31 protein-coding genes are annotated in these 26260 nt (G+C 67.9%); 18 read left to right on the top strand and 13 right to left on the bottom strand.

Annotation, left to right across the window (positions count from 1 at the left end):
* The first annotated feature begins 2 nt into the window (after positions 1–2).
* From leuS to holA, 3 genes are read left to right on the top strand one after another with little or no spacing between them, the layout of a single operon-like run.
* On the top strand, positions 3–2597 hold the full coding sequence (leuS, locus tag VFQ64_RS13295) for a leucine--tRNA ligase (protein ID WP_325103819.1): 2595 nt from the start codon (positions 3–5) through the stop codon (positions 2595–2597).
* Entirely contained in the window at positions 2594–3082 is a 489-nt protein-coding gene (gene lptE, locus VFQ64_RS13290; RefSeq protein ID WP_325103818.1) for an LPS assembly lipoprotein LptE, read from the top strand. Before leuS ends, lptE begins: the two co-directional genes overlap by 4 nt.
* Positions 3079–4077, top strand: a complete 999-nt coding sequence (gene holA / locus VFQ64_RS13285; RefSeq protein WP_325103817.1) for a DNA polymerase III subunit delta — start codon at positions 3079–3081, stop codon at positions 4075–4077. The genes lptE and holA overlap by 4 nt, the downstream gene beginning before the upstream one ends.
* Here holA and VFQ64_RS13280 read toward each other — a convergent pair.
* From VFQ64_RS13280 to VFQ64_RS13255, 6 genes are read right to left on the bottom strand one after another with little or no spacing between them, the layout of a single operon-like run.
* On the bottom strand, positions 4074–4952 hold the full coding sequence (locus VFQ64_RS13280) for a ParB/RepB/Spo0J family partition protein (RefSeq protein ID WP_325103816.1): 879 nt from the start codon (positions 4950–4952) through the stop codon (positions 4074–4076). The genes holA and VFQ64_RS13280 overlap by 4 nt on opposite strands.
* Positions 4949–5734 (bottom strand): ParA family protein, encoded by a 786-nt coding sequence (locus VFQ64_RS13275; protein ID WP_325103815.1) that lies wholly within the window; start codon positions 5732–5734, stop codon positions 4949–4951. Before VFQ64_RS13275 ends, VFQ64_RS13280 begins: the two co-directional genes overlap by 4 nt.
* Positions 5731–6339 carry a 16S rRNA (guanine(527)-N(7))-methyltransferase RsmG gene (gene rsmG, locus VFQ64_RS13270; protein WP_325103814.1) on the bottom strand — a complete coding sequence of 203 codons (609 nt, stop codon included), beginning with the start codon at positions 6337–6339 and terminating at the stop codon, positions 5731–5733. Before rsmG ends, VFQ64_RS13275 begins: the two co-directional genes overlap by 4 nt.
* Positions 6336–8171: a tRNA uridine-5-carboxymethylaminomethyl(34) synthesis enzyme MnmG gene (gene mnmG / locus VFQ64_RS13265; RefSeq protein ID WP_325103813.1), complete on the bottom strand. Its 1836-nt coding sequence runs from the start codon at positions 8169–8171 to the stop codon at positions 6336–6338. The genes rsmG and mnmG overlap by 4 nt, the downstream gene beginning before the upstream one ends.
* Positions 8172–8225: 54 nt before the next feature.
* Complete coding sequence (gene mnmE, locus VFQ64_RS13260; protein ID WP_325103812.1) at positions 8226–9500, bottom strand: tRNA uridine-5-carboxymethylaminomethyl(34) synthesis GTPase MnmE; 1275 nt, start codon at positions 9498–9500, stop codon at positions 8226–8228.
* Positions 9500–9739, bottom strand: coding sequence for a DUF6489 family protein (locus VFQ64_RS13255; RefSeq protein WP_325103811.1), 240 nt, complete (start codon positions 9737–9739; stop codon positions 9500–9502). Before VFQ64_RS13255 ends, mnmE begins: the two co-directional genes overlap by 1 nt.
* A gap of 44 nt (positions 9740–9783) precedes the next feature.
* Here VFQ64_RS13255 and VFQ64_RS13250 point away from each other — a divergent pair, with 44 nt between their 5' ends.
* Positions 9784–10251 carry a methylated-DNA--[protein]-cysteine S-methyltransferase gene (locus VFQ64_RS13250; RefSeq protein WP_325103810.1) on the top strand — a complete coding sequence of 156 codons (468 nt, stop codon included), beginning with the start codon at positions 9784–9786 and terminating at the stop codon, positions 10249–10251.
* Between the two features lie 4 nt (positions 10252–10255).
* Here VFQ64_RS13250 and VFQ64_RS13245 read toward each other — a convergent pair whose 3' ends face one another.
* The 4 genes from VFQ64_RS13245 to hemE form a co-directional block, all read right to left on the bottom strand.
* Complete coding sequence (locus VFQ64_RS13245) at positions 10256–10936, bottom strand: TerC family protein (protein WP_325103809.1); 681 nt, start codon at positions 10934–10936, stop codon at positions 10256–10258.
* Positions 10937–11131: 195 nt separating this feature from the next.
* The gene (gene rho, locus VFQ64_RS13240; protein ID WP_325103808.1) at positions 11132–12388 is read right to left on the bottom strand and encodes a transcription termination factor Rho; all 1257 of its coding nucleotides are present in this window, start codon (positions 12386–12388) and stop codon (positions 11132–11134) included.
* A gap of 138 nt (positions 12389–12526) precedes the next feature.
* Complete coding sequence (locus tag VFQ64_RS13235) at positions 12527–12982, bottom strand: CopD family protein (protein ID WP_325103807.1); 456 nt, start codon at positions 12980–12982, stop codon at positions 12527–12529.
* Positions 12979–14010 carry a uroporphyrinogen decarboxylase gene (gene hemE, locus VFQ64_RS13230; RefSeq protein WP_325103859.1) on the bottom strand — a complete coding sequence of 344 codons (1032 nt, stop codon included), beginning with the start codon at positions 14008–14010 and terminating at the stop codon, positions 12979–12981. The genes VFQ64_RS13235 and hemE overlap by 4 nt, the downstream gene beginning before the upstream one ends.
* Before the next feature lie 290 nt (positions 14011–14300).
* Between hemE and VFQ64_RS13225 the strand changes: the two genes are divergently transcribed.
* The 11 genes from VFQ64_RS13225 (at position 14301) to VFQ64_RS13175 (ending at position 21403) form a co-directional block, all read left to right on the top strand.
* Positions 14301–15119: a pyruvate, water dikinase regulatory protein gene (locus VFQ64_RS13225; protein ID WP_325103858.1), complete on the top strand. Its 819-nt coding sequence runs from the start codon at positions 14301–14303 to the stop codon at positions 15117–15119.
* 163 nt (positions 15120–15282) lie between these two features.
* Complete coding sequence (locus VFQ64_RS13220; RefSeq protein ID WP_325103806.1) at positions 15283–15870, top strand: nucleoside triphosphate pyrophosphatase; 588 nt, start codon at positions 15283–15285, stop codon at positions 15868–15870.
* A 58-nt stretch (positions 15871–15928) separates the two neighbouring features.
* Positions 15929–16738 (top strand): shikimate dehydrogenase, encoded by an 810-nt coding sequence (gene aroE, locus VFQ64_RS13215; RefSeq protein ID WP_325103857.1) that lies wholly within the window; start codon positions 15929–15931, stop codon positions 16736–16738.
* Between the two features lie 112 nt (positions 16739–16850).
* Positions 16851–17450 carry a dephospho-CoA kinase gene (gene coaE / locus VFQ64_RS13210; RefSeq protein WP_325103805.1) on the top strand — a complete coding sequence of 200 codons (600 nt, stop codon included), beginning with the start codon at positions 16851–16853 and terminating at the stop codon, positions 17448–17450.
* Between the two features lie 9 nt (positions 17451–17459).
* Positions 17460–18146, top strand: a complete 687-nt coding sequence (dnaQ, locus tag VFQ64_RS13205; protein ID WP_325103804.1) for a DNA polymerase III subunit epsilon — start codon at positions 17460–17462, stop codon at positions 18144–18146.
* 72 nt (positions 18147–18218) lie between these two features.
* A complete protein-coding gene (hpf, locus tag VFQ64_RS13200; RefSeq protein WP_325103803.1) occupies positions 18219–18797 on the top strand; it encodes a ribosome hibernation-promoting factor, HPF/YfiA family in 579 nt (192 codons plus the stop codon).
* 53 nt (positions 18798–18850) lie between these two features.
* On the top strand, positions 18851–19318 hold the full coding sequence (locus tag VFQ64_RS13195; protein WP_325103802.1) for a PTS sugar transporter subunit IIA: 468 nt from the start codon (positions 18851–18853) through the stop codon (positions 19316–19318).
* Positions 19308–19760: a PaaI family thioesterase gene (locus VFQ64_RS13190; RefSeq protein ID WP_325103801.1), complete on the top strand. Its 453-nt coding sequence runs from the start codon at positions 19308–19310 to the stop codon at positions 19758–19760. The genes VFQ64_RS13195 and VFQ64_RS13190 overlap by 11 nt, the downstream gene beginning before the upstream one ends.
* Positions 19757–20077, top strand: coding sequence for a DUF1491 family protein (locus tag VFQ64_RS13185; RefSeq protein ID WP_325103800.1), 321 nt, complete (start codon positions 19757–19759; stop codon positions 20075–20077). Before VFQ64_RS13190 ends, VFQ64_RS13185 begins: the two co-directional genes overlap by 4 nt.
* Positions 20078–20228: 151 nt before the next feature.
* Positions 20229–20870, top strand: coding sequence for a cell wall hydrolase (locus VFQ64_RS13180; protein ID WP_325103799.1), 642 nt, complete (start codon positions 20229–20231; stop codon positions 20868–20870).
* A gap of 41 nt (positions 20871–20911) precedes the next feature.
* Positions 20912–21403, top strand: a complete 492-nt coding sequence (locus tag VFQ64_RS13175) for an MmcB family DNA repair protein (protein ID WP_325103798.1) — start codon at positions 20912–20914, stop codon at positions 21401–21403.
* Here the strand turns inward: VFQ64_RS13175 and VFQ64_RS13170 are convergent.
* On the bottom strand, positions 21400–21993 hold the full coding sequence (locus VFQ64_RS13170) for an ankyrin repeat domain-containing protein (RefSeq protein ID WP_325103797.1): 594 nt from the start codon (positions 21991–21993) through the stop codon (positions 21400–21402). The genes VFQ64_RS13175 and VFQ64_RS13170 overlap by 4 nt on opposite strands.
* A gap of 72 nt (positions 21994–22065) precedes the next feature.
* Here VFQ64_RS13170 and VFQ64_RS13165 point away from each other — a divergent pair, with 72 nt between their 5' ends.
* The 3 genes from VFQ64_RS13165 to VFQ64_RS13155 are packed head-to-tail and all read left to right on the top strand — an operon-like array spanning position 22066 to position 23736.
* Positions 22066–22647, top strand: a complete 582-nt coding sequence (locus tag VFQ64_RS13165; RefSeq protein WP_325103796.1) for an SCO family protein — start codon at positions 22066–22068, stop codon at positions 22645–22647.
* Positions 22644–23069, top strand: a complete 426-nt coding sequence (locus tag VFQ64_RS13160) for a YcgN family cysteine cluster protein (RefSeq protein ID WP_325103795.1) — start codon at positions 22644–22646, stop codon at positions 23067–23069. The genes VFQ64_RS13165 and VFQ64_RS13160 overlap by 4 nt, the downstream gene beginning before the upstream one ends.
* A complete protein-coding gene (locus VFQ64_RS13155) occupies positions 23059–23736 on the top strand; it encodes a M48 family metallopeptidase (protein WP_325103794.1) in 678 nt (225 codons plus the stop codon). Before VFQ64_RS13160 ends, VFQ64_RS13155 begins: the two co-directional genes overlap by 11 nt.
* Here the strand turns inward: VFQ64_RS13155 and VFQ64_RS13150 are convergent.
* Both VFQ64_RS13150 and msrB read right to left on the bottom strand, forming a co-directional pair.
* Entirely contained in the window at positions 23709–25802 is a 2094-nt protein-coding gene (locus tag VFQ64_RS13150; protein WP_325103793.1) for a PBP1A family penicillin-binding protein, read from the bottom strand. The genes VFQ64_RS13155 and VFQ64_RS13150 overlap by 28 nt on opposite strands.
* Positions 25803–25842: 40 nt before the next feature.
* Positions 25843–26235: a peptide-methionine (R)-S-oxide reductase MsrB gene (gene msrB / locus VFQ64_RS13145; RefSeq protein WP_325103792.1), complete on the bottom strand. Its 393-nt coding sequence runs from the start codon at positions 26233–26235 to the stop codon at positions 25843–25845.
* Between the last annotated feature and the right edge of the window lie 25 nt (positions 26236–26260).

Below are 26260 nucleotides of genomic sequence, written 5' to 3'. Positions count from 1 at the left end.
CGATGACCCAGCCTTCCCGGTTCAATACGCAGAAGGCCGACGCACACTGGCAGCAGGTCTGGGACGAGCGGCAGACCTTCGCCGCCGATGACGCGTCCGAGAAGCCGCGTTCCTATGTGCTGGAGATGTTCCCCTATCCTTCGGGGCACATCCACATGGGCCATGTCCGCAACTACACGATGGGCGACGTGCTCGCGCGCTATCGGCGGATGCGGGGCATGGAGGTGCTGCACCCGATGGGGTGGGACGCCTTCGGCATGCCGGCCGAGAATGCGGCGATGGAGAAGGGCGTCCATCCCGGCAGCTGGACCCGCGCAAACATCGCAACGATGAAGGCGCAGCTGAAGCGACTCGGCTTCGCGCTCGACTGGTCGCGCGAGCTCGCGACCTGCGAGCCTGATTATTACGGGCACGAGCAGGCGCTGTTCCTCGACCTGCTCGCGGGCGGGCTGGTCTACCGCAAGGAGAGCGCGGTCAACTGGGACCCGGTCGACATGACCGTGCTCGCCAACGAGCAGGTGATCGACGGCCGCGGCTGGCGCTCCGGCGCACCGGTCGAGCGGCGCAAGCTCAACCAGTGGTTCCTCAAGATCACCCACTTCGCCGACGAGCTGCTCGACGGTCTCGCCGAACTCAGAGACTGGCCCGACAAGGTCCGGCTGATGCAGGAGAACTGGATCGGCCGCAGCCGGGGGATGCGGATACGCTTCGCGCTTTCTCCCCTCCCGCTTGCGGGAGGGGTCGGGGGAGGGCTTGTAGCCTCCACCGATCAAATAGACCCTCCCGCAAGCGCGCGGGGAATTGAAGCCATCGAGGTCTATTCGACCCGTCCGGACACCATCTTCGGCGCGAGCTTTATCGCGGTCGCGGCCGATCACCCGATCGCGCAGGCCGCCGCAGCAGCCGATCCTGCCGCTGCGGACTTCATCGCGCTCTGCAAGCAGGGCGGTACCACCGCGGCCGAGTTGGAGACGCAGGAGAAGCTGGGCTTCGCGACCGCGTTGACCGCAGTGCATCCGCTTGATCCCGAGCGGATGCTGCCCGTTTACATCGCAAACTTCGTGCTAATGGAATATGGCACCGGCGCCGTCATGGGGGTGCCCGCGCACGATCAGCGCGACCTGGAGTTTGCGCGGAAATACGGGCTGGAGGTCGCTCGGGTGGTCGCCGATGGTGACGCGATCGAGCCGGTATTCGAGGGCGATACGGCATATACCGGTGCCGGCAAGCTGGTGAACTCCCACTTCCTCGACGGCCTCGACGTCGAGGCGGCCAAGGCACGGGTGATCGCGCGGGCGGAGGCCGAAGGCTGGGGCGAGGGCACCACCATTTACCGGCTGCGCGACTGGGGCGTGTCGCGGCAACGCTATTGGGGCACGCCGATCCCGATCATCCATTGCGAGGCGTGCGGCGTCGTCCCTGTTCCCCGCGAGCAGCTGCCCCTGGTGCTGCCGGAGGATGTCGGCTTCGACGTGCCCGGCAACCCGCTCGATCGCCACCCGACCTGGAAGCATGTCGCCTGCCCGTCCTGCGGCGCGGCGGCGCGGCGCGAGACGGACACGCTCGACACCTTCGTCGACTCGAGCTGGTACTTCATCCGCTTCGCCAGCCAGCCCAAGGACAAGCCGTTCGACCGCGCCGCGGCGGAGCGCTGGCTGCCGGTCGGCCAGTATATCGGCGGCGTCGAGCACGCGATCCTGCACCTGCTCTACGCGCGTTTCTGGACACGCGCGCTCAAGCATCTCGGCCGGCTCGACGTGGCGGAGCCGTTCGCGGGGCTGTTCACCCAGGGCATGGTGACGCACGAGACCTATCGCAGCGCCGATGGCCGCTGGCTGGCACCGATCGAGGTGGCGGACGGCATCGAGATCGCCGGCGGCGGCCCGGTGGCGGTCGGCCGCGTCGAGAAGATGTCGAAGTCGAAGCGCAACACTGTCGATCCGCTGCCGATCGTCGATCAGTATGGCGCCGACGCGGTGCGCTGGTTCGTTTTGTCCGATTCGCCGCCCGAGCGCGACCTGCCTTGGTCCGAAGCCGGAATCGAGGGCGCGTGGCGTTTCGTACAGCGGCTGTGGCGGCTGTTCTCTTCGGGCGAACAGGGCGCGGGCGAAGACGCTTCCAAGGAAGATCGGGCGCTCGATCGCAAGCTCCATCAGACGATCGCCGGCGTCGCGGCGGACATCGAGGCGCTGGCGTTCAACAAGGCGGTGGCCAAGCTCTACGAGCTGACCAGCGCCATCGAGCGTGCCGAGCCTTCGGCTTCGCGGGACGCCTCCGTACGCGCGGCGATGCTGCTGGTCGCGCCGATGGCGCCGCATCTCGCCGAACAGGCGTGGGCCGACGGGCGACAGGACGGCCTGATCGCCGACGCCGCCTGGCCCGAGGTCGATGCGGCGCTGCTGGTCGCGGACGAGGTGACGATCGCGGTGCAGGTCAACGGCAAGCTGCGCGATACGCTCACTCTCCCCAAGGGGCTCGCGCGCGAAGAGACCGAAGCCGCGGCGCTCGCATCGGAAAAGGTGGTCAGCTTCCTCGCTGGCAAGCCGCCACGAAAGGTGATCGTCGTCCCCGACCGTCTCGTGAACCTCGTCGCATGAAGCGCGCCGTCCTGCTCCTGGCACTCGCGCTCCCCGCCTGTGGGCTGCAGCCGCTCTACGCCGGCGGGGGCTCGGGCGCGGTCGCCAATGCGCTCGCCGGCGTCGAGGTGGCCCCGATCGAGGGCCGCGGCGGCTGGCTGGTCGCCAACGCCCTGCGCGACCGCCTCGCGGCAGGCGGAACGCCGCGGTACCGGCTCGATATCCGCCTCGACGATAAGATCACCGGCCTCGGCGTCCGCCGTGACGACAGCGTCGCGCGCGAACGGCGGACGCTGCGCGCGCGCTACCGACTGGTCGACCTCGCCACCAGCGCGGTGCTGATCGACACCACCGCCGGCTCTGATGCCGGTATCGACGTGGTCGGTTCCGAATATGCCACGATCGCCGCCGAGAACACCGCGCTGGAGCGGTTGTCGGTGATCGTCGCCGACCAGATCATCGGCCGCGTCGCGGTGTATGCCCGCGAGCAGACGGCGAGGCCGTGAAGGGCGCGAACGGCCAGCTTCCGAAGCTTCGTCCCGACATCCGCCTGTACCTGTTCCACGGCGCGGACGAAGCCGGCGCGGCCGATCTCGCCCGGCGGCTAGGCGCGACGCTCGCCGATGCCGAGCGTGTCGATGTGGATGGTGCGATGCTCAAGAAGGAACCAGGCAGGCTGGCAGACGAGGCAGCGTCGCTGTCACTCTTCGGCGATGTCCGACTAATCCGCGCGGCGCCGATCGGCGAGGAAAGCCTGGAGGCCTTGACGCTGCTCCTCGCCGCCGACCGGACGGGCAGTCCCGTCATCGCGATCGCTCCGAGCATCAAGGCAAGCGCCAAGGTCGTCAAACTCGCACTCGACCATCCGCGCGCGATGGCGGTGGCCTGCTATGCGCCGAGCGCCGCCGAGGCCGAAAAGGCGGCGATGGCGATGCTGGCCGAAGCTGGCCTGCGTCCCGCCCCCGGCCTCGCCCGCCGTATCGCCGAGGCAGGCGGCGGCGACCGTGCCCTGATAGCGCAGGAGGTGGACAAGCTCGCCCTGTACCTCGACGCGGCGCCGGAGCGCCCGCACGATGCCGGAATCGCAGACCTGGACGCGATCGGCGCCGATTTGGGCGAAGCGGAGCTCGCCGAAGCCATCGACGCCATGGTCGAAGGCAAGCCCGCCGAGCTCGGCCCGCGCTTGACCCGCCTCGATGAAGGCGGCGCATCGCCGGTGCCTTGGCTGCGCGCGTTGCAGCGGCGGCTGGTGACGCTCGGCGACATGCGCAGCGCGGTCGATCGCGGCGAGCCGGTCGACGCGGTGCTCAAACGTCACCGCATCTTCTTCCGCGAGGAGCAGCGCACGATGCGAGACCTGCGGCGCTGGTCGCCCGACATGATCGCGATTGCGCTAGCGCGCGTCCGAGAGGCCGAGCTGGGTGCGATGAGCAGCGGCACCGCCGGTGCGGTCCGCGCCGAACAGGCCGCGGTGACCTTGGCGCGCCGCGTCGCGCGCTAGATCGGCTCTCCGGTCAACCGCTGGCACAGCATGTCGAGCTGATCGAGCGTCGAATATCCCAGCGCCAGCGTACCCCCGTTCGCGCCATGGCTGACGCGTACCGACACGCCGAGCAGGTCGGCCAGCTGCCGCTCCAACGCGGCGATATCGCCGTTCGGCGTCGATCGGCTCCGTTCGCGATATGGTTCGCGGGCGCCCCCCTTGGCCGACCGCGCAAGCTGCTCGGTTTCGCGCACCGACAGCCCGCGCGCGACCACCTGCTCCGCGAGCCCCTCGACATCGGCGGCGCCGAGCAAGGCCCGGGCATGCCCCATCGTCAGCGAGCCGTCGATCACCCGCGCCTGTACCCGATCCGGAAGGTCGAGCAGCCGTAGCAGATTGGCGATGTGGCTACGCGACTTGTGGACGATCCCCGCCAGCGCCTCCTGGGTATGGCCATATTCCTTGGCGAGCCGATGGTATGCCCGCGCCTCCTCGATCGCATTGAGGTCCTGCCGCTGAATGTTCTCGACCAGCGCGATCTCAAGCGTTTCGGAGTCGTTGAACTCGCGGATGACGACCGGCACCTCGTCAAGCTGCGCGCGTTGGGCCGCGCGCCAACGCCGCTCGCCGGCGACGATCTGATAGCCACGACCATGCGGGCGCACGACGATCGGCTGGATCAACCCGCGGATCCGGATCGAAGCCGCGAGCTCGTCGAGCAGCGTGTCGTCGAAATTGCGGCGCGGCTGGTCCGGGTGCGGAGACAGCGATCGGATCGGCAGCGAGCGCACGCCACCGGCTTCGTCCTCACCGCTCACGGGTGCCTCGCGCGCAACCTCCCCCAGCAGCGCGTTGAGCCCGCGCCCTAGTCCGCCGGTGCGCATCCGGTTCATGCCGCCACCGCCCCGTGAATAATCGGCAGTCGCGCGATCAACTCACGAGCCAGTGCAATATAGGCTTCGGAGCCGCTGCAACGATGGTCGTAGATCAATGCCGGCAGGCCGTGGCTCGGCGCTTCGGAGAGTCGGACGTTGCGGGGGATCACCGTGTCGAAGATCACCTTGCCGAGCACCGCACGGACGTCGCTCGCCACCTGCTCGGTTAGACGATTGCGCCGATCGTACATAGTCAGCGCAACCCCGATGATCGCCAGCCCGGGATTAAATCGAGCACGGATGCGCTCCACGGTGCTGAGCAGCTGCGACAACCCTTCCAGCGCAAAGAACTCGCACTGCAGGGGCACCAGCAGCCGATCGGCGGCGACCATCGCGTTGATCGTCAACAGCCCGAGCGAGGGTGGGCAGTCGATCAGCGCGATGTCCCAGCGCGGCGGCGCCTTCTGCATTGCGGCATCGAGCCGGTGCGTCCGCTGATCGAAATCGACCAACTCGATCTCGGCGCCCGACAGGTCTACGGTTGCGGGTACCACATCGAGTCTGGGCACCTTCGACGCTACCGCTGCAATGTCGATCGAGGCGGTGCCGATCAACACCTCATAGGACGATCGTAACCGACTGGCCTGCGTGATTCCAAGGCCGGTCGATGCGTTGCCTTGCGGATCAAGGTCGATCAACAGGACACGCAGACCCGTCGCGGCCAGTGCGGTAGCCAGATTGATGGCGCTAGTGGTCTTGCCCACACCACCCTTCTGGTTCGCCACCGCAATAGAGATCATCGGCGGCTCACCCCATCGAGCACGAGAATGGATGACCCGGCATCAGAGAGGCTTTGTTCCACATGAAACACTCCTCTCCAATGCCGTTTAAGCTGAGCACGGTCCGCCTCAGCAAAGCGACCACGCGGCAGCAGCCATCGTGTCGCCATTGTGGCGCACCCAGCGGCTGCGTGCAAAATATTTTCGATCGAGGCGACGGCGCGAGCCGAAATTGTCATGGCGATGTCGGAGACTTGCTCGACTCGGGTCGCATGAACGGTGGTACCTGCCAACCCAAGCTCCGCCACGCAGCGGACCAGGAAGTCCGCCCGCTTGCGCCTTGGCTCAACCAATATCACCGGATCGTTACGAAGTATGGCTACGACAAGGCCGGGGAAGCCGCCCCCTGTGCCGACGTCGATCCAAGTCCCTGAGGATGGGGCGAGCGGCACCAGCTGTGCCGAGTCGAGGATGTGGCGGTTCCACATCACCTCGAACGTCGAGGGTGCTACCAGATTCTGCCGTCCGTTCTCTTCGGCCACCATCAGGTTCAACTGTTGCAATCGCCCGAACGCCGCAACGCCAAACCGATCACGCAGCCAGTCCTGGGCTTGCTCCTCCGTCACGCGGCCATGCGGCGGGTATATAGCAGAACCGCCGACAAGGCGGCGGGGGTGACCCCTCGAACCCGGGCCGCCGCCGCCAGCGATGGTGGGCGCGCTTGGGCCAATCGGGAGACCATCTCAGCGGACAAACCGGGTACGAGATCGAACCGCAGATCCTGAGGCAGGCTCACCCCCTCCTCCTGTCGCAGCCGCATCACCTCCTCGGCCTGTCGCGCGATATAGGGCGCGTAGCGGGCGTCTTCGATGATCTCCTCGACCACGTCGGCTGGGATGCCGGCGGCGGCGTCCGGCGCGACATGATCGAGCGTCACCTCTGGTGTGCGCAGCCACTCATAAGCAGAGCGGCGGCTACCGTCCTGGGCGATCGTGGCGCCACGGGCGGCAAGTTGAGAGGCGGTGAGCTCGTTGCCCAGACGCCCGGCAAGACGCGCGATCAGTTCGCGCCGATCAGTTTGATGCCGCACCCGGGCGGGCGAAAGGCAACCCGCCGCCGCCGCAACATCACTCAGCCGAGTCGCGGCATTGTCCGAGCGCAGCGACAGCCGGAATTCGGCGCGCGCGGTCAGCATGCGGTACGGCTCCGTCACACCCTGAAGGGTGAGGTCGTCGATCATCACGCCCAGATAGCTTGATGCCCGGTCGAGCTCGACGGGCGCCATCTCGAGCGCCACGGCGGCGGCGTTCAGCCCTGCCACCAGGCCCTGTCCTGCGGCCTCTTCATACCCCGTCGTACCATTGATCTGGCCGGCGCAGAACACGCCCGGGATCGCGGTCAACGCCAAGGTTCGGTCAAGCGAGCGCGGGTCGACATAGTCATACTCGACCGCATAGCCCGGAACGGTGATCGCGACCCGCTCCAGTCCGCGAATGGTGGCGAGCAGCTCCTGCTGGACTTCGGTCGGCAGCGAGGTCGAAAGTCCGTTCGGATACACCATCGGATCGTTCAACGCCTCCGGCTCGAGGAAGATCTGATGCCCGTTACGATCTCCGAAGCGCTGCACCTTGTCCTCGATCGACGGGCAATAACGCGGTCCGCTTGCCTCAATGGCGCCGGTGAACAGCGGCGACCGGTCGAAGTTGCGACGGATCACGTCATGGGTCGCACCACCCGTCCGCGTGATCGCGCAGGCGACCTGCGGCAGACGCCGGTCGGGCGCTAGCGCGGACATGCTCCATGCTTCGACGTCGCTCGCCTGCTCGTCCAGACGCGCCCAATCGATCGTGCGTCCATCGAGCCGCGGCGGCGTTCCGGTCTTTAAACGCGACAGGGGCAGGCCGGCCGCCCTGAGCTGACCGGCCAGTGCGGCGGCTGACCGCTCCTCGATCCGGCCGCCCGCGTGTCGCTCATCGCCTCGGAACAGCTTCGCTCCCAAGAAGGTGCCGGTCGCCAGCACCACCGTCCTCGCGCCGATGGTGCTCGCATCGGCCAACCTCACCCCGGTCGCCCGCCCGTTGCGGAGAACGAGCTCGGTGACTTCTCCCTCCAGGATGGACACGTCGTGCTGCGATGCCAGCATCGACCGGATCGCGGCGGCGTAGCGGCTACGGTCGGCTTGTACACGCGGGCCGCGCACCGCGGCACCCTTGCTGCGGTTGAGCATGCGGTGGTGGATCGCCGCCCGATCGGCGGCAACCGCCATCAGTCCGTCAAAGGCGTCGACCTCGCGGACGATATGGCCCTTGCCGACGCCACCGATCGACGGGTTGCACGACATGACGCCGATGGCATTTCGGGAAAAGGTGATCAATGCCGTCCTGGCGCCACGTCGAGCTGCCGCCCCAGCGGCCTCGCATCCGGCATGTCCGCCACCGACGATCAACACATCGTACATGCGCCGCGCCTAGCTCTACCCTGATTGCACGTCAAAGATGTTCCATGTGGAACATTATTTACCAAGACAGAAACGACCGAACAGCGCATCGAGCATGGCCTCCGTCGCATCAACCCCCAGCACCGCGCCCAGCGAATGCCGCGCCACCCGCAACTGCTCTGCCGCGATCAACGAGTCGCGCGATAGGCTCAGCTGATGCGCAGCGGCGTCGCATGCTGCCCGCTGGACGGCCTTGAGCGGCAAGTCGTCTGAACGAGGAAGCAGGCGAGCTGCTTTGGACTCGATTGCCGCCCATAGACGCTCGATCGAATGTGGATCATCCCGACTGAGCGTGATCGACGGGCCGATGGGCATGGACCGGCGACCCGCAAGATCGGCGCGAGCATGCACCCACAAGGCGTCAGCGCGTGGCGGCGGCGTATCCGCCAGCCACACCAGCAGGTCCGCCGCCGCAATGGCTTCGCCCGCACGGAAGACGCCGATCCGCTCTACCGGATCGGCGGCCTCGGTCAGCCCGGCGGTGTCGATCAGCAGGTACGCGGCCCCGTTCCGCTGCACCGCGGCCTCGACCCGGTCGCGCGTCGTCCCGGCGTGCGGGGACACGATCGCGGCGTCACGCTGGCTCAGCAGGTTGAGCAAGGTAGACTTGCCGCTGTTCGGCGGCCCGCCGATCACAACGCGGATGCCGTCGCGGACCCGCTCGACCGGAGGCGCCTGCAAGACCGAGAGGATAGCGGTCCGCAACGCCGATGCGTCGGAGTGCACGCTGGTGACCATCTCCGCCTCACGCTCAACGTCGCCCTCCTCGGCGTGGTCGATCGTCGCTTCGACGCGCGCGGAGAGATCGGCCAACGCCTGCAGCCACCCGCCGATCGTCCGACTCACCACCCCCTCGCTGGCGGTCATCGCGGCGCGGCGCTGTCCCTCCGTCTCGGCCTCGAGCAGATCGGCCAGGCCCTCCGCCTGCGCCAGGTCGATCCGCGCGTTCCCGAGTGCCCGGCGGGTAAACTCACCCGGCATCGCCACCCTGACGCCGGGGTGGACGAGCAATGCCGCCTCGACCGCCGCAGCAACGGCGCGCCCGCCATGACAGTGCAGCTCCACCACATCCTCTCCGGTCGCGCTGTCCGGCCCGGGGAAGATCAGCACCAACGCGCGGTCGAGCAACGCGCCCCCGGCATCACGCAACGCCCGCAGCGAGGCACGGCGCGGCGGCGGCAGCGCTCCGGCCAGCGATACAGCCGCCGCGAACGCCGCCGGCCCGCTCACCCGCAGCACCGCGATTGCTGCCGGCGGCCGGCCGCTCGACAGGGCGACGATCGTGTCCATCAGCTACCCGGCTTGATCGTCCCACTCTCCAACAGGCGCCGCCACATCGCCATCCCCGCCTCGCCCATCGGCGCCCAGCTGCGCATCATGCCCTCGATCATCTCCGGCTTCACCGCGCCGGTCTGCATCGTCTCCATCAGCATCTGGATATAACGATCGTGCAACGGGCTGAGATCGGGCAGCCCCACCGCGCGACGCGCTTCTTCGGGCGTGAGGTCGATGTCCACGGTGACCTTCATCGGCTTTCCTTGAGCAAGAGGCGCCTGCGGTGCAGGATGCGGGGATGTATGCCCCTGAAAGCGCCGCCGTCGCAACGCCCATCGGCCTGGTGGTGGTCGAGGGCGATGATCACATCGTCCATCGTATCCGCCTGACCGGGCAGCACGCGCCCTGCTCGACGGGCGCCGCCGCAGTCCGCGAAGCAACGGCACAGCTGGCCGCCTATTTCGAAGGGCGACTGCGCAGCTTCGACCTACCCCTGGCTCCCGCGGCGAGCGAACGCGGCGCGGTGCTGCGCCGAGCGATCGTCGCGATCGGCCATGGCGAGACCACCAGCTACGGACAACTCGCCAGGCTTCATGGGTCGAGCGCACGCGCCTTGGGCCAGGCCTGCGCCCGCAATCCTTTTCCGCTGGTCGTGCCCTGCCACCGCGTGTTGCAGGCAGGCGGCGTACTGGGCCCCTATTCGGCCGGAGAAGGGCCCGTGACGAAGGCCTGGCTGCTCCGGTTCGAACGCGCCGCCGCGGCGTAGAAGCCTATCGGAACAGCGTCAGCAGCCCGACCTCCTGGTCGGTGATCCCGGTGTAGATCATGCTGCCGGCGACGTAGACGATGACGAGCAGGCCGATCCACGCGATCCAGCGGTAACGCTCGATATATTTGGCGATGACGTTCGACGCGATGCCCATCAGCGCCACCGCGATCAGCAGGCCGATCATCAGGATGCCCGGGTGGTCACGCGCCGCGCCGGCGACCGCCAGCACATTGTCCAGGCTCATCGATACGTCGGCGACAGCGACCGCCCAGGCCGCGGCCGCGAAGCTTTTGGCCGGCTTCAGCCCGGAATGTTCGTCGCCGTCGATCTCCGGCGAACCCGGCCCGCCGTGCCCGGCCGGGCGCAGCTCCCGGTACATCTTCCACGCGACCCAAAGCAGCAGCAATCCGCCCGCGAAGACCAGTCCGACCACCTGCAGCAGCTGCGTGACCACCAGCGCAAAGGCGATGCGCAGCACCAGTGCTGCGATAATGCCGATCAGGATGACCTTCTTGCGCTGATCCGCGGGCAAGCCTGCCGCCAAAGCGCCGATCACGATCGCGTTGTCGCCGGCCAGCATGATGTCGATCAGCAGCACCTGCCCGAAGGCAAGCCAAGCGCTCCCGTCACCGTTGAACAGATGCGCGATGTCGGCGACGATTTGAGTCCAGATAGCGTCCATGCCCGGGCTTTAGCGGGAGAAGCCGTGCGGGCAAAGGGCCGGAGCGGCTGGATTGCCGGTGTCGGATGTTATGAATTGTTGCTGGAACGAAGGACGTCGCGGCGAAGCTGCGCCGTGACCTCGGATGGGCGCCTCGTTTCGCCGGCCGAGCTTGCACGTCTCGGCTGCAGCGCGGCCGCAGCCGTGCGCGCTGCGCTACTGGTTCATGCTTTCGAAGAAGGCCTCGTTCGACTTCGAATCCTTCATCTTGTCGAGCAGGAACTCCATCGCGTCCGTGGTGCCCATCTGCATCAGGATGCGGCGCAGCACCCACATCTTCGACAGCTTGGCCTTGTCGACCAGCAGCTCGTCCTTGCGCGTGCCGCTCTTGCCGACGTCGAGCGCCGGGAAGATGCGCTTGTCGGCCACCTTGCGGTCGAGCACGATCTCGGAATTGCCGGTGCCCTTGAACTCCTCGAAGATCACCTCGTCCATGCGGCTGCCGGTATCGATCAGCGCGGTGGCGATGATCGACAGCGAGCCGCCCTCCTCGATGTTGCGCGCGGCACCGAAAAAGCGTTTGGGGCGCTGCAGCGCATTGGCATCGACGCCGCCGGTCAGCACCTTGCCGGACGACGGCACGACGGTGTTGTAGGCACGGCCCAGGCGCGTGATCGAGTCGAGCAGGATCACCACGTCCTTCTTGTGCTCGACCAGCCGCTTGGCCTTTTCGATCACCATCTCGGCGACCTGGACGTGGCGCGTGGCGGGTTCGTCGAAGGTGGAGGAGACGACCTCGCCCTTGACCGACCGCTGCATGTCGGTGACTTCCTCCGGCCGCTCGTCGATCAGCAGCACGATCAGGAACACCTCGGGATGGTTCTCGCTGATCGCGCGCGCGATGTTCTGGAGCATCACCGTCTTGCCGACCCGCGGCGGCGCCACGATCAGCGTGCGCTGCCCCTTGCCCTGTGGGCTGACGATGTCGATGACGCGCGCCGACTTGTCCTTTTGCGTCGGATCGAAGGTGTCGAGCGTCAGCTTCGACTCCGGATAGAGCGGTGTCAGGTTGTCGAAATTGACGCGGTGGCGGACCACGTCGGGGTCGTCGAAGTTGATCGCGGTGATCTTGACCAGCGCGAAATAACGTTCGCCGTCCTTGGGTCCGCGGATCTCGCCCTCGACCGTGTCGCCGGTGCGCAGGCCGTGCTTGCGGACTTGGTTGGGCGAGACATAGATATCGTCGGGCCCCGCCAGATAGTTGGATTCCGGCGAGCGCAAGAATCCGAAACCGTCGGACAGCACCTCGATCGTGCCCAGCCCCATGATCTGGTCGCCATTGTCGGCCTGCACCTTCAGGATCGCGAACAGCAAATCCTGCTTGCGCAGCGTCGAGGCGCCCTCGACGCCGAGTTCCTCGGCCATGCTCACCAGCTCGGCGGGCTTTTTCTTCTTCAGGTCTTTGAGATGCATGGGGATTCCGTCGGGGGCTCGGGACGGCGCGTGTGCGCGGGGCAGGGTCTCGATGCAAGATGGGAGCGCAAATCCGGCAGGACGCCGGCTGCGACTAGGGTCATGACCTAAGAGGGTGCAGGTGTCCCGTCAAGCGCGTCAGAAGGGTTTGACCACCGCCAGCACGACGATCAGCGCCACCGCCAACGCGGGCACCTCGTTCAACAGCCGCAACGTCTTGGGCGCCAGGGTCGGCCGCCCCGCCGCGAGCTTCCTGGAATAGCCGACCGCCCAACCATGATAACCGGACAGCGCGACGACCAGCAGCAGCTTGGCATGTAGCCACCCCAGCCCGGTCTGTCCGTCGAACAGCCCGATATGCGCCGCTAGCGCGAGCCCAAGCAGCCACACAGCGCCCATCGCCGGCGTCAGGATCATCCGCCGCAGCAGCGCCTCGCGCTTTACCCAGCGCGGCCCCTCCGCCGGATCGCCGAGCCCCTCTTGATGATGGACCAGATAACGCGGCAGCATGAACAGACCCGCCACCCAGAACACCATGAAGACGACATGCGCCGCCTTCACCCACAGATACGCGTCGCCGAGCCAGCCGGTCATCGCCGCACCCTCCGCAGCAGCGCCTCGACATGCGCGATCGGGGTATGCTGGCCGATGCCGTGTCCCAGGTTGAAGACGAGCGGCCGCTCCGGAAAGGCGGCGAGCACCCGGTCGATGCCCTGTTCCAGCATTTCGCCCCCGGTCAACAGCGCCAGCGGATCGAGGTTGCCCTGCACCGGCATCCCCGGCGGCAGCACCGCGTCCGCCCAGGCGGGATCGACCGTCTCGTCCAGCCCGATCGCATCCACGCCCGTGCCCTGCGCATAGGCCGCGAGCTTGCCGCCCGCGCCCTTGGGAAAGCCGATGATCGTCAGCCCCGGGCACCGCACGCGCAGCCGCGCGACGATGCGGGCATTGGGCGCGATCACCCAGCGTTCGAACTGATCGGGGCTGAGGCTGCCCGCCCAGCTGTCGAACAGCTGCACCGCCTCCACCCCCGCCTCGGCCTGGCCGGCGAGATAATCGACGGTCAGGTCGACGATCGCAGCGATGATGGCTTCGAACGCGACCGGATCGCGATAGGCGAAGGCGCGCGTCTCGCTCTGGTCGCGGCTGCCCTGCCCCGCCACCATATAGGTCGCGACCGTCCAGGGCGAGCCCGCGAAACCGAGAAAGGTCGTCGCCGCCGGCAGCATCGCGGCGACCCGGCGCACCGTCGCATAGACCGGGTCCAGCCGTTCGGGCACCGCGATCAGCGCGTCCAGCGTCGCGTCGACCAGCGCCGGTGCCAGTCGCGGCCCCTCGCCCACGCCGAAACTCAGATCCTGCCCCAGCGCCCACGGCACCATCAGGATATCGGAGAACAGGATCGCGCCGTCGAAACCGAACCGCCGAATCGGCTGCAGCGTCACCTCCGCCGCCGCCTCCGGGTCGGTCGCCAGCGCCAGGAACCCACCCTTCTCCGCACGAAGCTCCCGATACTCGGGCAGATACCGGCCTGCCTGACGCATCAGCCAAATCGGCGGCAGCGACTGGCGTTCACCGCGCAGCGTCGCGAGCAGGGGTTTGGGGGTCGCAGCGTCGGTCAGGGCCGGTCCTTCTTCCCTTAAGAAGAGAATCTAAGAGGATGATGTAGTGGTTGGCAGGCGAATGCCGTTCATTAGCGCCTGTCCTTATTTTGCCAACAGCTTGCCCCCGCCGGACCCGCGCCGCGCCCACGATTCGATTCGGTCTTCCCCGTTATCCACAGCCTGTGCGTGGAACGGTGGGCTGTTGGCGGGATTGTGGACGGATCGGGTTCTATCCACGCCGGCGAGGTCGCTTGGCGGGGGGTGCGACTTGCGCTAGTTCTTGTCCCGGTGTTGTCCACAGATCGATCATCGTGAGACTCCATCTCCACCTCCTTTCGGACTCGACCGGCGAAACGCTGGAGAACATCGCCAAGGCGGCGCTCGCCCAATATGATGATGTCGAGACCGTGCGCCATTTCTGGCCGATGGTGCGCACCGAGCTGCATCTCGAACGCATCCTCCAGGAGATCGCGCACAACCCCGGCCTGGTCATCTTCACGCTGGTCAATCCGGTGACCCGGCGGATCCTGGAGGGCCGCTGCGCACAGCTCGGCCTCCCTGCGGTCGCCCCGCTCGATCCCGTCAACGACGCGCTGTCGGGCCTGCTCGGCCAGACCGCAAAGGCGCGGCCGGGCCGTCAGCATGCGCTCGACGCCGCCTATTTCGCGCGCGTCGACGCCATCCAGTTCACGATCGCGCATGACGACGGCATCGGCGCGGAGAATTGGGAGGAGGCGGACATCGTGCTCGCGGGCGTGTCGCGCTCGTCCAAGACGCCGACCTCGATCTACCTCGCCAATCGCGGCTACAAGACCGCCAACATCCCGGTCGTGATCGAGAGCCCGCCGCCGCCGGCTTTGTTCACGCTGCGGGGCCCGCTCGTCGTCGGTCTCACCACCAGCGCCGACCGGCTGATCCAGGTCCGCCGCAACCGCCTGTTGTCGCTCAACCAGGCACCCGACACCAGCTATGTCGACGAGGACGCGGTCTCGCGCGAGCTCACCTTCGCGCGGCGGATGTTCGCCGACACTGGCTGGCCGGTGATCGACGTCACCCGCCGCTCGATCGAGGAGACTGCAGCGGCGATCATCGCGCTGGTGCAGGAAAAGCGCGAGGGGGCGGCGTGATGTCCGTTCATCCACAATCCTCCCCCGGCGGGGGAGGGGGACCGCCGCGCAGCGGTGGTGGAGGGGTGTCGCCCTCACGAGCGGTGACACCCCTCCGTCACGCGCAAGCGCGCGCCACCTCCCTCTGCAGGGGAGGACTTCTTCGTGCCTCCCATCAGACCGCATGCTGATCCTCGCCTCCCAGTCCGCTTCCCGCCGCGCGATGCTGACCGCCGCGGGCGTTCCCTTCGCCACCGAAGCGGCCGGCGTCGACGAGGATGCCGCCAAGGCGTCGCTCTCAGGCCTCTCCCCGCGCGACCTCGCCGACGCGCTGGCAGAACTGAAGGCGCTTAAGGTTTCCGCCCGCCACTCCGACGCGCTGGTGCTGGGCAGCGACTCGGTGGTCGCGCTGGCGGACGGCACGTTGTTGGACAAGCCGGAGAGCCGCGACCAGGCGGCCGACCACCTCCACCGCATGAGCGGCGCCGTTCATCATCTCTGGAGCGCTGCCGTGATCGCCGAGGATGGCCGTCCGGTCTGGCGGCACGTCGAGGCGGCGAAAATGTCCGTCCGCCCGCTGTCCTACACCATGATCGAGCGTTATCTGGACTTGGAATGGCCGGCGATTGCGGGATGCGTCGGCTGTTACAGGATCGAAGGACCGGGCGTGCAGCTGTTCGACCGCATTGAGGGAAGCCATTTCACGGTACTCGGCCTGCCGCTGATTCCGGTGCTCGGCTATTTGCGCGTCCGCGGGGTGCTAGAAGCGTGAGGGGATCGGGTTTTCGACCGCAGCAATGTGAACTTAGTGTGGCCTTTCGCGCTTGATGATGCCCCATGCCGAGGTGATCGGGGATCCGATCGCCCACTCCAAATCGCCATTGATTCACGGCTTCTGGCTCGACGCGCTGGGAATCCAGGCGCGTTACGGGCGCGTCCACGTCAGCCCCGAAGAACTCCCCGCCTATCTCGCCCGCTCGCGCGCCGACCCGGACTGGCGCGGCTGCAACGTCACGCTGCCGCACAAGGTGGCGGTGATGGACCTGGTCGACGATCCCGGCGCGGTCCGCGCCTCGATTGGCGCGATGAACACGCTGCTGCGCCAACCCGATGGGTCTGTGATCGGCACCAACACCGACGCGGGCGGCTTCGCGGCCCCCATCGCTGAGCTCGACTTGGCCGGCCAGCATGTGACGGTGGTCGGCGCCGGCGGCGCGGCGCGCGCGGTCCTGTTCGCACTGGCGCGGCTTGGCGTCGAGCGGGTGACGGTGATGAACCGCTCGCCGCTCAAGGCCGCGGGGCTGCTGGCGCGCTTCGGCCTGAAGGGCGATGTCGTGCCGCTCGACGCCGCACTCGCGCCGACCACCGCGCTGCTGGTCAACGCCAGTACGCTCGGCATGACCGGCCAGCCGCCGCTGGTGCTCGACCTGTCGCCGTTGCCGGAAGACGCGGTCGTCTACGACATCGTCTATGCGCCCCTGGAGACGCCGCTGCTGGCGACCGCGCGCGCGCGCGAACTGGAGACGGTGGACGGGCTGGAGATGCTGACCGGCCAGGCGGCGCTCGCCTTCGAACTCTTCTTCGGCGCCGAACCCCCGCGCGACCGCGACCCGGAGCTGCGCGAGCTTCTCACCGCATGATGCCCTCCAATCCTCCGCGGCGAAGGCCGGGGCCCAGGCTCGGCGCACGTCGTGAGTCTCACCAGCTTCGCTGCAACTGGGCCCCGGCCTTCGCCGGGGAGGGGCTTAACGCGTGAAGCAACTCACCCTCGGCCTCACCGGCTCGATCGGCATGGGCAAGTCGACCGTCGCCGCCATGTTCGCCGACGCCGGTATTCCCGTGTTCGACGCCGACGCCGCCGTCCACCGGCTGCAAGGCGCCGCTGGCCGTGTCGTGGCGGCGATCGAGGCGCAGTTTCCCGGCACCTCCGGTCCGCAAGGCGTCGATCGCTCCGCGCTTGCCGAGGCGGTGCTCGGCAACGCGGACGCGATGCGCAAGCTGGAGGCGATCGTCCATCCTGCGGTCGGCGAGGAGCGCGCCGCCTTCCTGTCCGAACATGTCGCAGCGCCGCTCGTCGTCTTCGACGTCCCCCTGCTGTTCGAGACCGGCGGCGAGGCCCGTGTCGACAAGGTCGCGGTGGTCAGCGCCGCGGGCGACATCCAACGCGCCCGCGTCCTCGCCCGCCCGGGCATGTCTGCGGGCAAGCTCGATGCCATCCTCGCCCGGCAGCTCCCCGATGCCGAGAAGCGCTCCCGCGCCGATTTCGTCATCGCCACCGACGTGCCGCTCGCCGACACCCGCGCCCAGGTCGAGCGGGTCATCGCTTGCCTGCTGGGCCGCGCGGATTCATAGGCTCAGGCCATGCGCGAGATCGTCTTCGACACCGAGACCACCGGCCTCAGCTTCTCCGGTGGCGACCGCATGGTCGAGATCGGCTGCGTCGAGCTCGTCAACCGCTGCGAGACGGGCCGGCACTTCCACGCTTATTTCAATCCGGAGCGCGACATGCCGGAAGAGGCGGCGCGCATCCACGGCCTGCGGACCGACTTCCTTGCCGCCAAGCCGCTGTTCGCGCACCTCGTCCACGAGCTGATCGAGTTCATCGCCGACTCGCCGCTGGTGGCGCACAACGCCTCGTTCGACTTCGCCTTCCTCAACGGCGAGATGAGCCGCTGCGGCCGGCCGCTGGTCTGCACCACACGCATGGTCGACACGCTGCCGATCGCGCAGAAGCGGCATCCCGGCGCCAAACACAATCTCGACGCACTCTGCACCCGCTTCGGCATCGACCGCTCGCACCGCGTCCACCACGGCGCGCTGCTCGACGCGCAGCTCCTGGCGCAGGTCTATGTCGAGCTGATGGGTGGCCGCCAGATCGGGCTGGGGCTGGTCAGCGACGTGAAGCTTGCAGCACAGCCGGCCGTTGCCTCGGCGCCTCGCCCGGTCCGCCCACCACGCGTTTTCGTCGTTCCGGAGGGAGACAAGGCGCGGCATCGGGCGTTCCTCCAAACCGTCACCGCGCCGATCTGGGGAGAGGCGGTCGGCTGACGGATCAGGCGGGCAGGTCTTGCCCGCCAACACGAAGAGCGGGCTTCATGCCCGCCTGCCAAGGAGTAGCACATGGACATCCGGATCTCTGGTCATCAGGTCGCCACCGGCGACGCGCTCAACACCCACGTCCAGACCCGGCTCCAGGCCATTGCCGACAAGTATTTCAGCCGAGCACTCTCGGCACAGGTCACTTTCGGCAAGGGGCCACACGACAATGGCTTCACCTGCGACATCATCGTCAACGTCATGCGCGGCCTGATCCTGAAGGGCACGCACGAGGCACAGGAGGCCCACCCCGCCTTCGATGGCGCCGCCGGCAAGATCGAGAAGCAGCTGCGCCGCTACATGCGCCGCCTGAAGGACACCCACGCCGCCGAGACGATCGAGGTCGCCGAGGCAGGCGCCTACGACAATGCTCGCTACACCCTTTTCCAGGAGCCGCGCCAGGAAGAGGAGGAGGTCGCCGACGCCCCGCTGATCATCGCCGAGACCCGCGTCGACGTGCCCGACGCCAGCGTGTCGGACGCGGTGATGATGCTCGACCTCCGCAACACCGCGGCCTTGCTGTTCAAGAACTCCGGCACCGGCCAGCACAACATGGTCTATCGCCGGGGCGACGGCACGATCGGCTGGGTAGAGCCGCACTGAGCCGGCTATCCACGGGCCTTGGCCGCGCCTAAGGGCGGCGCGGCGATGCTGACATGACCGATCTCACCGACCTGTTGCGCCCCGACGCCGTGCTGTTCGGCGTGTCGGCGATCGCCAAGAAGCCACTGTTCACGCAGCTCGGCGTGGCACTCGCGCGGCAGACCGGCGGCGATGCGCGGGCGATCGCCGAGGCCCTGGCGGAGCGCGAGAAGCTGGGCTCCACGGGCTTCGGGGGCGGCGTCGCTATCCCGCATGCTAAGCTGCCAGGCGTCGCGCAGGTAACGGCTGTCTTCGCGCGGCTTCAGCAGCCGCTGGTGTTCCAGGCTGTCGATGGCCTGCCCGTCGACCTGGTCATGGCGTTGCTGTCGCCGCCCAACGCGGGCGCGGATCATCTGAAGGCGCTGGCCCGCGTGTCACGCCGGCTGCGCGACCGGTCGTTCCTGGCCAAGCTGCGGGGCGCCGGGTCGCCTGATGCGCTGTACGCGCTGTTCGCCGCCGATCAGGCGCGCGATGCCGCCTGACGCGGGTGCCGACGCGCACTACCGGGCGCTGGAGTCGCTCTATGCGCACGCCCCGATCAACCGCTTCTTCGCCAGCGAGCTGGAGATCGCCGACAGCGGCGTCGCGCGCATCCGCTTCACGGTCGACGAACGCCATTTCCACGCCGGCGGCGCGGCGCATGGCACCAGCTATTTCAAGATGCTGGACGACGCCGCCTTTTACGCCGCCAACAGCCTGGTCACCGACCGCTTCCTGCTGACCACCCAGTTCAACATACTGTTCACGCGACCGCTCGGCGCCGGGCCGGTGGTGGCCGAGGGGCGCTGGATCAGCGGTCGGCGTCGCGTGTTCGTCGCCGATGCGCGGCTGGTGGACGGGGAGGGAGAGGAAGTGGCGCGCGGCACCGGCACCTTCATGCGCTCGCGTATCCCGCTCGCCGATCTGCCCGGCTATCGCAGATGAGCCGGTTGCCATCGGGAATCCTGGTCAGCGCCATGCTCCGGCGCGCCAACGATGCCGGCGGTTTCGGCACGGTACTGGCGAAGGGCGATCCGCAGGCCGGCGCGGTGCTCGTGGTGGCGGTGGAAGCGGGCGAAAGCAGGCTATTCGAGCGCGGAATCGGTCCCGATGGCCGGGTCGGCCTGATCGACTCGACGCCGGCGGACGATCTCACCGGCTATTGGCGGCGGCGGCGACTGCGCGATCCGGATCTATGGGTGATCGAACTGGACATCCCGGACTCGCAACGCTTCGCCGCTGAAACCCTGTGCGCCGATTGACTCGTAACGCCCCCGGACCGACGCCGCATCATCGCAACAAGCGTTGTGCCGCCGCGGGTGCGATCCGCATCGGTTACGCAGTCGGGGGGATGCCCGGACGATCGGCACAGCCGGTCGGGTCCGTGGTCCAACCGCACATACAAGCAGTTGAATGTCGTTCTTCACCAGTACCGCTCGGGTTGCGGCGATCATGCTCACCACCGCCGGCATCTTCGGGGCGAGCTCCGCCGGTCGGGCCAGCGATTATGATCGCGCCACGGTACCGGTCACGGCTCCGGCCACTGTCACTCCCGTCATCAACCCCTCTTCCACCCCGCTGGTTCCACAGCCTCTCGCCTCCGCCGCGATCGAGCCGCCGGTAGCCAGCACGCCCCGCACCGCTTTCGCCAGCCTCGCCCATGCCGTCGCCGCCCAGACCGGCACCATCGAGGACGAGCATGTCCGCTGCCTCGCCAGCGCCGTCTATTTCGAGTCCAAGGGTGAGCCGCTGGTCGGCCAGCTGGCCGTCGCCCAGGTCATCATCAACCGGTCCAAATCCGGCCGCTTCGCCAGCAACGTCTGCGGCGTCGTCAAGCAGCGCGGCCAGTTCAGCTTCGTGCGTGGCGGCGCGATCCCTGCGGTCGACGGTACCCGCGCCGCCTATCGCACCGCCGTCGCCGTGGCAAAGGTGGCGATGTCCGATATCTGGCAGGCCGAAGCCGCCGCCGATGCGCTCTATTTCAACGGTGTCCGCGCCGGTCTGCGCGGCCTGAAGCGCGTCGCGACGATCGGCGGTCACGCCTTCTACCGCTGAGGCACTTGCACTTCGTTCGCGGGATGTTCTAATCCGCGGGCGTGCTAGACCTTGCGCCCCAATCCTGCATCGACGAACCCGGCTCCCCGCTGTGTGCCGCGGACGTGTGTCGGGGCGTCACGCGCCTGCTCTTCCGCCACGACTTGATGGCGATGGCCGAGGTGCCGCTCGACGGTGGTCGCCGCGCGGACCTGATGGCGATCGACGCGCATGGCCGGATCGTCATCGTCGAGATCAAGGTGGCGCGCGCGGACCTGCTCGGCGACGGCAAGTGGCCCGACTATCTCGATCATTGCGACCGCTTTTTCTGGGCCGTGCCGGCCGGGTTCGATCTGGCGCCGCTCGACGGGCCGGGCTTCCTGCCCGAGCGTACGGGAATCATCGTCGCCGACCGCTACGATGCCGCGATCGTGCGCGAGGCGCAGACCACACCGCTCTCCGCCCATGTCCGCAAACGGTGCACGCTCGCCTTCGCGCGGCGCGCCGCGCGCCGGCTGGTCGGGCACCATGACCCGGATTTGCTGGGCTTCTAGAGCTTCGGCCCGGCGACCGCGGCGCGACTCTGGCGCGGGGTGTCGGCGAATAGCTTCGCGATCACGCCGGCGCGCGCGTCACGCTCCGCATAATCGCGCGCCGAGGCGCCCGAGTAATCCTTCTGATCCGGGTTCGCCTTCACGGCCAGCAGGCTGCGCACCGCATCGGTGTTGCGCATCTGCACCGCGCGGATCAGCGGCGTCACGCCCGCGCCGGTCGCCAGATTGGGGCTGGCCTTCCCCGACAGCAATATCGGCACCAGCTCGCCATTCCCCGAGTCGATCGCGAGAATCAGCGGCGTGTTGCCACGTCCGTCCCGGATATTCGGGTCCGCGCCTTTCTGGAGCAGGAAGGCGGTGTACGCGACGTCGCCGCGCCGCGCGACGATGTGGAGCGCCGCCTCACCGCTCGTCACGTCCTTGGTGTTGACCACCGTGCTGCCGGGCTTGTTGAGCGCGGCGATGACCTCGTTGTTCTTGGAGTCCTTGACCGCCTGCAGGAACTTGTACCCTTCCGACTGAAATTGCGCGGCCACCGGTGCGGCGGCGGCGAGGATAATGGCGAGCACGAGCGAGGGGCGAAACGACATGGACGCGATTTCCTGCGGTTAGCGGAGCGATGCTTGCGCCGCTCGGCCTTAGCGATCAAGGCTGGCGGTGCAATGAACAGGCACGTCCGTCTTCTTGCCGTGGCGCTGGCGCTGGCGGCCTGTCAGGCACAACCCACCGGGCCGGCACCGCTCGAGGGCGCGCGGATCGGTGGGCCGTTCAAGCTGATCGACCAGAACGGTCGGCCGTTCACCGACGCCGACCTTCGTGGCCGGTATGCGGTCGTCTATTTCGGCTACACCTTTTGTCCCGACGTCTGCCCGATCGGCATGGGCGCGATCGCCGCCGGCTTGAAGCAGGTCGAGGCGTCCGATCCCGCATTGGGTGCGAAGGTTGTGCCGGTGTTCGTCACGCTCGATCCAGCGCGCGACACGCCCGCGGTGCTCAAGACTTTCGTCACCGCTTTCCATCCGCGCGCGATCGGGCTGACCGGCGATGCGGCGGCGATCGCAAAGGTTGCGCGCGCCTATGCCGTCGCGCACTCGAAGGGCGAGGTGTCGTCCGGCGGCGGCTATCTGGTGAACCACACCGATGCCGCCTATCTGATGGGCCCGGATGGCAAGCCGATCGCGACCGCCGAGCAGGATCGCGGTCCGGATGCGGTCGCAGCGGTGATTAGGCAGTGGGTGAAGTGAACTTCTGGGAACGACCGATCGCCGAGCTCGACCGCGGTCAGTGGGAGGCGCTGTGCGACGGTTGCGGCAAGTGCTGTCTGCACAAGCTGGAGGACGAGGACACGGGCGAACTGCACGCGACCAACGTCGCCTGCCGTTTGCTCGACCGGCGCACCGGACTGTGCTCAGATTACCGCAATCGGCGCGCCTATGTGCCCGAATGCGTGCGGCTGACGACGCGTAATGTCCGCGCGATCGAGTGGCTGCCCTCCACCTGCGCCTATCGCCTGCGCGCCAATGACGAGCCGCTGCCGTCTTGGCATTATCTGATCTCCGGCGATCGTGAGACCGTACACCGCGCCAAACAGTCCGTGAGCGGCTGGACGGTGAGCGAGGCCGATGTCGGCGATCTGGAGCATCATTTGATCGACCGTGAACTCTGAATTCGAGGTCGTGCGCCACCCGCGCGCGCGTTCATGCAAGCTGTCGCTGGACCCCCTCACCGGGCGGGCACGGCTGGTACTGCCACGGCGCGCGCCCTTGCAGCCGGCGCTGGCTTGGGCGCAGAGCAAGGCCGGCTGGCTCGCCGAGCAGCGCGCGCGGCTGCCACAGGCGCGGCCGTTCGTGGCCGGCGCGGTGCTGCCGGTCGCCGACGAGGCGCTAACCATCGCCTGGTCGGCGGGCAAACGGCGCACGGTGCTGAGGGTCGGTGACACGCTCTCGATCGAAGGTCCGGCCGATACGGTTCCGCGGCGCGTAGAGATCTGGCTGCGGGGGGCGGCGCTCGACCTGCTCAGCCGTGAGACTGCGGAATTTGCCGCGCTTGCCGGCGTGACGGTGGCTCAGGTGGCGGTCGGCGACGCGCGCGGGCGCTGGGGCAGTTGTGCCTCGACCGGGGTGATCCGCTACAGCTGGCGGCTGATCCTGGCGCCGGGCTTCGTGCGGCGCGCGACCGTCGCGCACGAAGTCGCGCACCGCGTCCATATGCACCATGGACCGGCTTTTCACGCGCTGGTGGCCGAGTTGCTCGGCGGCGATCCTTCAGCCGCTCGCGCATGGCTGCGCTGCGACGGCGCCGCGCTTCACTGGTACGGACGCTCTTCCTCATAAGGATCGCGCGGCGGCGGTCGCCGGCGTTCCACGGGTACCGGCGGGCGGTCGTCGCGGGTGGTGCGCTCGATCAGCTCGTCGAGCTGCGTCGAGGACTGGTCGTCCTCGGCCGTGGGTGCGGCGTCCGCGTCCGGGTTGGCAGCGGCGGGCCCAGGCAGCGGATTGCCGTCGGCGTCGACGCCCACCCCCGGCTCGACCGTCTCGTCGGGCTGGCCGAAATAGGCCTCCTCCTCGTTGCCCAATTGCCATTCGGGCAACGTGACCTGAGTCTGGAACTGCTCGATCGGCCGATTGCGCGTCGCAGGCCCCATGAACGCCGCAAAGGCCCGCGCCGGCGCGGTGCCGCCCGACAATCCTCTAATCGGTCGGGCATCGTCGCGACCCATCCACACGCCGGTCGTCAGCCCACTGGAGAAGCCCAGGAACCAGCCGTCCTTGGACGAACTGGTCGTGCCCGTCTTGCCCGCGACCGGTCGGCCGATCTGCGCGGCGCGGCCCGTGCCGGTGTTGACCGCGGTCTGCAGCAGGTCGATCATCTGCGCCGCGACATAGGGGGCTACCAGCACATGGCTGCGGTCGGTCTCGTGGCGATAGATCGTCTCGCCATCCGCATCGACGCGGGTGATGCCGAATGGTGCGACCGCGACGCCGTTCTGGCTGACGCTCGCGAAAGCACGCGTCATGTCGATCAGTCGCACGTCCGACGTGCCCAGTACCATCGACGGGTGGGTGTTGATCGGCGTGGTGATGCCGAACCGCCGCGCCATATCGGCGACAGTGGTGAAGCCCACCTCCTGCCCGAGCTTCGCCGCAACGGTATTGAGGGAGTAGGCGAACGCGGTGCGCAGCGTCACATTGCCGGAGTTGCGGCGGGAGTCGTTGCGCGGGCTCCAACCGTTGATCGTCACTGGTTCGTCAACCACGGTATCCTCGGGCTTGTGACCGGATTCGAGCGCGGCGAGGTAGACGAACAGCTTGAACGATGAGCCGGGCTGCCGCACCGCCTGCGTCGCCCGGTTGTAGATTGAGGTGATATAGTCCTTGCCGCCGACCATCGCGCGCACCGCGCCGTCCCGGTCGAGGCTGACCAGCGCACCCTGGATGTTGGCCGGTGTGTTGAGGCGGATCGCCTCATCCGCCGCGCGCTGCATCGTCAGGTCGAGCGTGGTATATACGTCCAGCGGCGCGGTCTGGTCGTCGATCAGCGTGTCGAGCTGCGGCAGCGCCCAGTCCGTGAAGTAGCGCACCGAGTTCTGCTTGGGCGCGGGCTGGAGCTTCAGGCCCTTGGGATCGGCGCTCGCGGCATCGGCAGGCGTTATCACACCTTCTCGTACCATCGCCTCGATGACGACGCCGGCGCGGCCGACCGCGGCTTCGGCGTCCGCGGTGGGCGAGTAGTTGGACGGGGCCTTGACCAGCCCGGCGATAACCGCCGCTTCCTCCAGGCTCAGCTGGTTGGCGCCGTGCCCGAAGAAGCGGCGGCTGGCGGCGTCGATGCCGTAGGCGCCGCCGCCATAATAGACCTTGTTGAGGTAGAGTTCGAGGATCTCGTCCTTCGAGAATTTGCGCTCCAGCGCGAGTGCCAGGATCCACTCGCGGAACTTGCGGCCGAACTTCTTTTGGTTGGTCAGGAAGATGTTGCGGGCGAGCTGCTGCGTGATGGTGGACCCGCCCTGCACCCAGCGCCCGCGGTCCAGCCGGACCTGCACAGACCGCGCGATGCCGATCGGATCGACGCCGATGTGCTGGCGATAACGACGGTCCTCGACCGACACCGTCGCGTCGAGCATCACGTCGGGGATGCTCTGATAGGTCAGCCACTGCCCATAGCTCGGGCCCTGCTCGAAGATCACGGTGCCGTCGACCGCGTGGAAGCGGATCATCTGCCCGTTGGGCGAGGATTTCAGCTGCTCGAAACTCGGCAGCTGCGAGCGCGCCACGAACACGGCGATGACTAGTGCAACGAGCGCGACAACACCCAGCGCGATCAGCACCTGCAACGAACGGATGATCCGCCGCCGCCAGGGTGAGGGAGCAGCGGTGGGACGGGAACGCGCGCGGGCCATGCGGGCCGAGGGTTACGCGGTTAGCCCCGCCGCAACAAGCTCACCTGGGTTTGAAGGCGAGTGCGACCGAGTTGATGCAATAGCGTTGGCCGGTGGGCGGCGGGCCGTCCGGGAAGACATGACCGAGATGGCTGTCGCACCTCGCGCACCGCGTCTCGACCCGAACCATGCCGTGGCTGCGATCGGCATGGTCGGTAACCGCCTCTGCCGTCAGCGGCTGCGTGTAGGATGGCCAGCCGGAGCCGGAGTCGAACTTGTCGGCGGAGTCGAACACCTCGTTGCCGCAGGCCGCGCACAGGTAAACGCCCGCCGCCTTGTTGTCGGTCAGGGTGCCCGCAAAGGCGCGTTCGGTGCCGGCCTGACGCAACACATGATATTGCTCGGGGGTGAGCCGATCGCGCCATTCCGCTTCGGAGAGGTTCAGCTGTTCCATGTCCGCGATGTCGTGTCGCGCGGGC

The organism is Sphingomonas sp., from assembly GCF_035714405.1.
GTDB lineage: Bacteria > Pseudomonadota > Alphaproteobacteria > Sphingomonadales > Sphingomonadaceae > Sphingomonas.
Note: the sequence above shows the minus strand (reverse complement) of the source record. Positions and strands in the feature narration are given on the sequence as shown.